General features: G+C 62.6%; 1 pseudogene. It reads left to right on the plus strand.

Annotated elements, in window-relative coordinates:
- Nucleotides 1-297, plus strand: a pseudogene (locus tag SB765_RS28895) (LD-carboxypeptidase); the annotation flags it as partial.

The following is a 297-nucleotide window of genomic DNA, read 5'->3' on the forward strand; positions in this document are numbered from 1 at the left end:
TTTGTTTATCGAGGGCGTCAACGAGCCGTTGTATCGGGTGGACCGGTTGCTGACCCAGTTGCGCCTGGCAGGCAAGCTGGAAGGGGTCAAGGGCGTGCTGGTGGGGGATTTTGCCGGGATTACCACGGCGGCGCTTGCACCGTTGTTGGTGGAAACCTTTGCGCCTCTGGGGATACCGGTGCTGGCGGGGTGGCGCAGTGGGCATTGTGACCCGAACGTGTGCTTGCCGCTGGGGGCTCGGGTGAGGCTGGACAGTGATCGGCAGGTATTGGTGCTGGAACAGGACCTGTTCAAGGC

The sequence above is a fragment of the Pseudomonas sp. SIMBA_067 genome (assembly GCF_046534675.1).
Lineage (GTDB): Bacteria > Pseudomonadota > Gammaproteobacteria > Pseudomonadales > Pseudomonadaceae > Aquipseudomonas > Aquipseudomonas putida.